Origin of the sequence: Streptomyces sp. SID14478 (assembly GCF_010548525.1) — a bacterium.
Taxonomy (GTDB): Bacteria; Actinomycetota; Actinomycetes; order Streptomycetales; family Streptomycetaceae; genus Streptomyces.
In genome coordinates this window covers 1-6,488 of record NZ_JAAGMG010001355.1, presented here as the reverse complement: position 1 = coordinate 6,488, position 6,488 = coordinate 1, and the positions used below count along the sequence as shown (strand labels likewise).

Genomic DNA, 6,488 nt, shown 5'->3' with positions numbered 1-6,488 from the left:
GCGCAGGCACCCGCCTTCCTGCACGGCGTCGCCTCGGGCGACCCGCTGCCCGACGGGGTCCTGCTGTGGACCCGCGTGACGCCCACGGCCGACGCCGTGCCCGGCTCCGGCACGGGTCCCGACGTGTCCGTGGCCTGGGAGATCGCCGAGGACAGCGCGTTCCGCACCGTCGTCGGCAGGGGCACCACGACCGCGAGCGCCGCCTCCGACCACACGGTCAAGGCGGATGTAAGGGGCCTGCGCCAGGCGAGCGCCTATTACTTCCGCTTCTCCGTAGGCGATACGTACTCCCCTACAGGACGCACCCGCACCGCACCCGCCGCGGACGCGACCGCGAATCTGCGCTTCGGCGTCGTCTCCTGCGCCAACTGGGAGGCCGGCTACTTCTCCGCGTACCGGCACCTGGCCGCCCGCGCCGACCTGGACGCCGTCCTGCATCTCGGCGACTACCTCTACGAGTACAAGACGGGCGAGTACCCGCAGGCGCAGTACACCGTCCGGCAGCACCAGCCCGCGCACGAGATCGTCTCGCTGGCCGACTACCGGATCCGGCACGGCCTGCACAAGACCGACGAGGACGTGCGGGCGGTGCACGCCGCGCACCCCCTGGTCGCGATCTGGGACGACCACGAGTTCGCCAACGACGCCTGGTCGGGCGGCGCCGAGAACCACACGCCGGGCACGGAGGGCGACTGGGCCGCGCGCCAACAGGCCGCCAAGCAGGCCTACTTCGAGTGGATGCCGGTCCGCCCGTCCACGGCAGGCACGGTCTACCGCCGCCTGCGGTTCGGCAGGCTGGCCGATCTGCACCTGCTCGACCTGCGCAGCTTCCGCTCCCAGCAGTCGAGCATCGGCAACGGCGACGTGGACGACCCGGACCGGACGATCACGGGCCGCGCCCAGCTGGACTGGCTGAAGGCGGGTCTCGCCGCCTCCGACGCCCGCTGGAAGCTGGTCGGCACCTCGGTGATGATCTCGCCGGTCGCGTTCGGCTCACTGCCCGCCCGTCTCCTGGGCCCGCTGGCGGAATTGCTCGGCCTGCCCAGCGAGGGCCTGGCCGTCAACGTCGACCAGTGGGACGGCTACACCCACGACCGCAAGGAGCTCATCTCCCACCTGCGCGACAAGGGCATCCGCGACACCGTCTTCCTGACCGGCGACATCCACATGGCCTGGGCGAACGACGTACCCGTGACGGCGGCGACGTATCCGCTCTCGCCGTCCGCGGCGACCGAGTTCGTGGTCACGTCGATGACCTCCGACAACCTCGACGACATCCTGCACGTGGCCCCGGACACGCTCTCCACGGTCGCCGAGGGCGCCGTCAAGGCGGCCAACCGGCACGTGAAGTGGCTCGACATGGACTCCCACGGGTACGGCGTGCTGGACGTCACCGCCGAGCACGCGCAGATGGACTACTACGTGCTCTCCGACCGCGCCGACAAGAACGCCACGACGTCCTGGGAGCGCTCGTACCGCACCCGGACGGGCACCCAGAAGGTCGAGCGGGCGTCCGCGCCGGTCGTCTAGCCACCGGGTCCTAGAGGGAGTCCAGGAAGCCGAGCGCCACCCGCCAGGTGGCCTCGGCGGCCTCCTCGTCGTAGTCCGGCAGCTCGGGGTCGGTGTAGAGGTGGCCGGCCCCGGCGTACCGGTAGACCTCGACGTCGGCGCCGGCGCGCCCCATCTGGAGGTACCAGGCGGTCAGCCAGTCGTCCGTCTCGAACGGGTCGGGCTCGGCGACGTGCAGCTGCACCGGCAGCTCGTCCACGCTCACGCCCTCCGCGATGTCGGAGGTGCCGTGCAGGAGCAGCAGCCCCTTCGCCTTCTCGTCGCCGAGGGCGAGGGTCTGGGCGATCGAGGCGCCGAGCGAGAAGCCCGCGTACACCAGGCCCCGGTCGGAGTAGGGCGCGGCGGCGAGGACGGCCCGCTTGAGCAGTTCGTCCTTGCCGATCTCGTCCTTGTGGGCCATGCCCTCCTCGACGGTGTCGAAGGTGCTGCCCTCGAAGAGATCAGGGGTCCACACCTCGTGCCCGGCGGCGCGCAGCCGGTCGGCCGCGGCCCGGACGGCGGGCCGCGGGCCGTACGTCGAGTGGAAAAGCATGATGTTCATGTGACCCATGGTGCCAGGAGCACCGCAGGTTAGAGGCGGCCGATCCCGGTTACCGTCGAGGCATGGAGAACGTACTGCGCCCACTGATCGTCGTCGGTGGCTCGGTCGTGCTCACACTCCTCATCGGGTGGGCCGTCGACCGACTGCTGCAGCGCGCCGACCGACGTCATCACGAGACCCCGCTGTGGGGGCTGCTGCGCCGCTGCCGGCTCCCCCTCCAATTCGTCCTCTGCGCGGCCCTGTTGCGCGGCTCCTACGACCAGGCGCACCTCGCCAAGGACCACTCCGCCGCGATCGGGCAGGTACTGAGCCTGGTGCTGATCGGGGCGACCTCCTGGCTGGTCGTACGGATCGCCACGGCGATCGTCGAGTCGTCCTACGCCCGCTACGCCACCGCCCACCGCGACCCGGCCCGGGTCCGCCGGGTGCGCACCCAGGTCACCCTCATCCAGCGGGTCGTCATCGCCGTCGTCGGCGTGGTGGCGGTGTCCGCGATGCTGCTGACCTTCCCCGCCTTCCGGACCGCCGGGGCCTCGCTGCTCGCCTCGGCCGGCATCCTCGGCATCGTCGCCGGTGTCGCCGCGCAGTCCACGCTCGGCAACCTCTTCGCGGGGCTGCAGATCGCGTTCGGCGACATGGTCCGCATCGGCGACACCGTCGTGGTGGACGGCGAGTGGGGCACCGTGGAGGAGATCACGCTCACGTTCCTCGCCGTGCGCACCTGGGACGAGCGCCGGATCACCATGCCGGTGTCCTACTTCACGTCGAAGCCGTTCGAGAACTGGTCCCGCGGCGGCGCCCAGATGTCCGGCACCGTCTTCTTCCACCTCGACCACAGCGCCCCGGTGCCGCTGATGCGCGAGAAGCTGCACGACATCCTGCTCGAGTGCGCCGCCTGGGACGGCCGCGACTGGAGCCTGGCCGTCACCGACACCACGCCCAACACGATGCAGGTCCGCGCCGTGGTCACCGCCAAGGACGCGGACGACATCTGGACGGTGCGGGTCACGGTCCGCGAGCTGCTGATCGGCTGGCTCACCGAGGAGCACCCCTACGCGCTGCCGCGGATCAACACGGCGACGGCGCTGCTCGCCCCGGACGAGGTCGTGGAGGCCCTGCCCGACCACGTCCTGTCCACCAACGGCCGCGCACCCCGCACCGGCCGCGGCTAGGGCCTGTCCGGCGGATCTTGTCGCGGACGCGGGGTCTGGCACGCCGACCTGCGGCGTTGTCGTCGGTTGCCAACGCTCCGCGTTGACGCCCTCCTCCGCCTTGCATCTCGACGCACCAGATCCCCCTCACCAGCACAGACCGGCACGGGCCACCTCGGCCGCGACCTGATCCGCCGGACAGGCCCTAGCCGCTCAGCGCCCGAGCTGCTCCCCGCCGTTGACCTGCACGATCTGGCCGGTGAGGTGCTGGGCGCCGGGCGAGGCCAGCCACGTCAGCGTGGCCGCGACGTCGGCGGGGGTGCCGGCGCGCCCGGTCAGGGTGGCGCCGACCCGTCGGCCGTACTCCTCGTCGGACATCTCGTAGCCGAAGAACTCGGTGTCCTCGACGTAGCCGGGCGCGACCGCGTTCACGGTGACGCCGCGCGGGCCGAGCGCCTTGGCGAGGTCGTACGTGTACGGGTGCACGGCGGCCTTCGCGGCGCCGTACGCGCCCGAACCCGAGCCGCGCAGCGCCGCGATGGAGGAGAGGAAGAGGATCCGGCCGCCGGGCGAGGCGACGTGGTCGCGCAGGGCCTCGGTGAGCAGGACCGAAGTGAGCGTATTGATGCGGAAGTTGGTGCTCCAGTTGTGGGCGACGGCGTCGAGCGGATCGTCGCCGACGCCCTCCCGCGGCTCTCGCCCGCCGTGTCCGCCCGCGCTGTGCACGAGCACGTCGACGGTCCCGTCGAACGCGTCGAGGGCGAAGTCGGCGGCGGCGCGGGCGCCCCGGACCGTGGCGAGATCGGCGGCGAAGGTCAGCGCGCCCGGCACCGCGGCCTTCTCCAGGACCTCGGCCCGCCGCCCGAGCAGCAGCACCCGCTCCCCCTCCGCGGCGAACGCCTGAGCCGTCGCGAGCCCGATTCCCGTACCACCACCGGTGATTATCACGTTGCGTGCCATGGCCGGGAGCATAGATCGTCGCCGTGGCCACGAACCAGATCACGAGCCGCCACCGGGACCGCGGACCGCCCTGCCGGCCGGGCGCTACCGCAGGCTCCGCACGTCCAGCTGTCGCAGCACCCGGTCGACGACCTCGGGGTCGGCGCCGATCTCGCTCCGCGCGGCCAGCACCTCGTGCCGCGCCGCCGACATCATCTCGTTCTGGATCCGCCGCAGCCGCTTGATCCGCGCGAACCGCTTGGTCTGCGACTCGCGCCGCTCCTCCGCCCCCATCTCGGGGTTGATCCGCAGCCCGATGTCGTACGCCCGCCGCAGCAGCTGCTCCTGCACCTCCTCGGGCAGCTCCTCGACGTCCTCGATCTCCTTGAGCCGCCGCTTCGCGGCCTTCGCGGCCCGCAGGGCGAGCTCCCGCTCGAACTCCTGCTCCGCCTCCGTGTCGGCCTGCACCTTCAGCTTCTTCACCAGCCACGGCAGGCTGAGCCCCTGGAGCACGAGGGTCGCCATGATGACCCCGAAGGCGATGAAGACGAGCTCGTCGCGGTCCGGGAAGGGTGACTTGTCGTCCATGGTGAGCGGGATGGCGAGGGCCAGCGCGACGGACGCCACCCCGCGCATCCCCGACCACCACATGACGACGGTCTCCCGCCAGGTCACCGGGATCTCCTCGTCGAGGTCGCGCCGCGCGTGCAGCCGCTGCGTCACCCAGGTCATCGGCAGCAGCCACAGCAGGCGTACGACGATGACGACCCCCACGATCGCCGCCGACCAGCCGAGCATCTCGCCCCAGCGCCCCTGCGCCGTCCGCACGACGTTGTGCACCTCCAGGCCGATGAGCCCGAAGGCGACGCCGGTGACGAGGGTGTCGACGACGTCCCAGAAGGCACGGCCGGTCAGCCGCGTGAGCACGTCGTCGGCGTCGAAGGCGCGCTCGGCGACGAACATGGCCGTGGTCAGGACGGCGAGCACGCCCGAGCCGTGCAGTTCCTCGGCCAGCACGTAGGAGGCGTACGGGACCAGGAGCGTGAGGCCGATCTGGAGGGTGGCGTCGCCGAGGTAGGCCATGAGCCGGTTGGCCGCCCAGCCGAGCCCGACCCCGACGGCGACGGCCACGACCCCGGACAGGACCAGTTCGAGCGCGGCCTTCGGCAGGGAGAAGCTGCCGCTGACGGCGGCGGCGATGGCGACGTGGTAGAGGACGATCGCGGTCACGTCGTTGAACAGGCCCTCGCCCTCCAGGATCGACACCAGGCGCCGGGGCAGCCCCAGTTGACCGGCGACGGCGGTCGCGGCGACCGGATCGGGCGGCGCCACGAGCGCCCCGAGCGCGACGGCGGCGGCGAGCGGCAGCCCCGGCACGATCGCGTTCGCGACGAAGGCGACGGCGGCCGTGGTGACGAAGACGAGCGCGACGGCGAGCAGGAAGATGGGCCGCCTGTTCGCCGCGAACTGCCGCCACGACGTGCGGTGCACGGCCGCGTAGAGCAGCGGGGGCAGGACCAGCGGCAGGATCAGGTCCGGCTGGATGTCGACGTTCGGGACGGCCCGGATCAGGGCCAGGACGATGCCGAGCAGCGTCATCAGGACGGGCGCGGGCAGCTTGAGCCGGTCGCCGAGCGGCACGCTCAGGACGGCCCCGAGCAGCAGCACGAACAGCAGGGCCAATTGATCCACGGGGGCTCCGACCAGGCTCGACGATCAGGGAGGTACAGCCCCCAAGAGTGCCACGCGTATCGGGGCAAACCCCTCCCTGCGCCGCCCGCCCCTCCGATGTCCGCGGCTTCTACGGCGTCGGGCGTCGCGCGCGGAGTCTTCGCGTCGCCGCGCGCCCGGAACGCGTTCCTGGTGGACGCCGACCGCGCGACCCGCCGGGTCCGGCCCCTCCCCTTCACCGGCGACGGACCCCCAACCGGCCACGGCACGCCGCAACGGCCGCGCGGAGCACCGGCATTGATCACGCGCGAGGAGCGCGCCACCGCCCGCCCCAGGGACGTCCCGCCACTAAGCGATCGCCCCGTACGCAGAGAGCCGGCCGGATGGGGAGCGCCTCAGACGAGCGCCTTGCGCATCGCCCGATGCGGAATCCCGGCATCGGGGAACTCGGGCCCGTACGCGGCGTACCCGAGGCGCTCGTAGAACCCCAGCGCGTGGGTCTGGGCGTGCAGATCGACCGCCGTGAGCCCGCGCTCCCGGGCGGCGTCCTCGATGGCCAGCACCAGCGCGGCGCCGACCCCGAGCCGGCGCGCGGGCTTCGCCACGGCGAGTCGCCC

6 protein-coding genes are annotated in these 6,488 nt (G+C 72.3%); 2 read left to right on the top strand and 4 right to left on the bottom strand.

The window, feature by feature from the left end; all coding sequences use genetic code 11:
* A partial coding sequence (locus G3I40_RS43300) for an alkaline phosphatase D family protein (RefSeq protein ID WP_164560282.1) occupies positions 1-1,530 on the top strand: 1,530 nt, incomplete at its 5' end.
* A gap of 10 nt (positions 1,531-1,540) precedes the next feature.
* Here the strand turns inward: G3I40_RS43300 and G3I40_RS43295 are convergent.
* Positions 1,541-2,110 (bottom strand): dienelactone hydrolase family protein, encoded by a 570-nt coding sequence (locus G3I40_RS43295; protein ID WP_164560281.1) that lies wholly within the window; start codon positions 2,108-2,110, stop codon positions 1,541-1,543.
* A gap of 62 nt (positions 2,111-2,172) precedes the next feature.
* On the opposite strand from G3I40_RS43295, the gene G3I40_RS43290 reads away from it, so the two are divergent.
* Positions 2,173-3,282, top strand: a complete 1,110-nt coding sequence (locus G3I40_RS43290; RefSeq protein WP_164560280.1) for a mechanosensitive ion channel domain-containing protein — start codon at positions 2,173-2,175, stop codon at positions 3,280-3,282.
* A gap of 192 nt (positions 3,283-3,474) precedes the next feature.
* Here G3I40_RS43290 and G3I40_RS43285 read toward each other — a convergent pair whose 3' ends face one another.
* The 3 genes from G3I40_RS43285 to G3I40_RS43275 form a co-directional block, all read right to left on the bottom strand.
* The gene (locus G3I40_RS43285; protein WP_164560279.1) at positions 3,475-4,221 is read right to left on the bottom strand and encodes an SDR family oxidoreductase; all 747 of its coding nucleotides are present in this window, start codon (positions 4,219-4,221) and stop codon (positions 3,475-3,477) included.
* 84 nt (positions 4,222-4,305) lie between these two features.
* Positions 4,306-5,892 carry a Na+/H+ antiporter gene (locus G3I40_RS43280; protein ID WP_164560278.1) on the bottom strand — a complete coding sequence of 529 codons (1,587 nt, stop codon included), beginning with the start codon at positions 5,890-5,892 and terminating at the stop codon, positions 4,306-4,308.
* Between the two features lie 374 nt (positions 5,893-6,266).
* Positions 6,267-6,488: GNAT family N-acetyltransferase (locus G3I40_RS43275; protein WP_164560277.1), on the bottom strand; the 222-nt coding region annotated here is incomplete at its 5' end.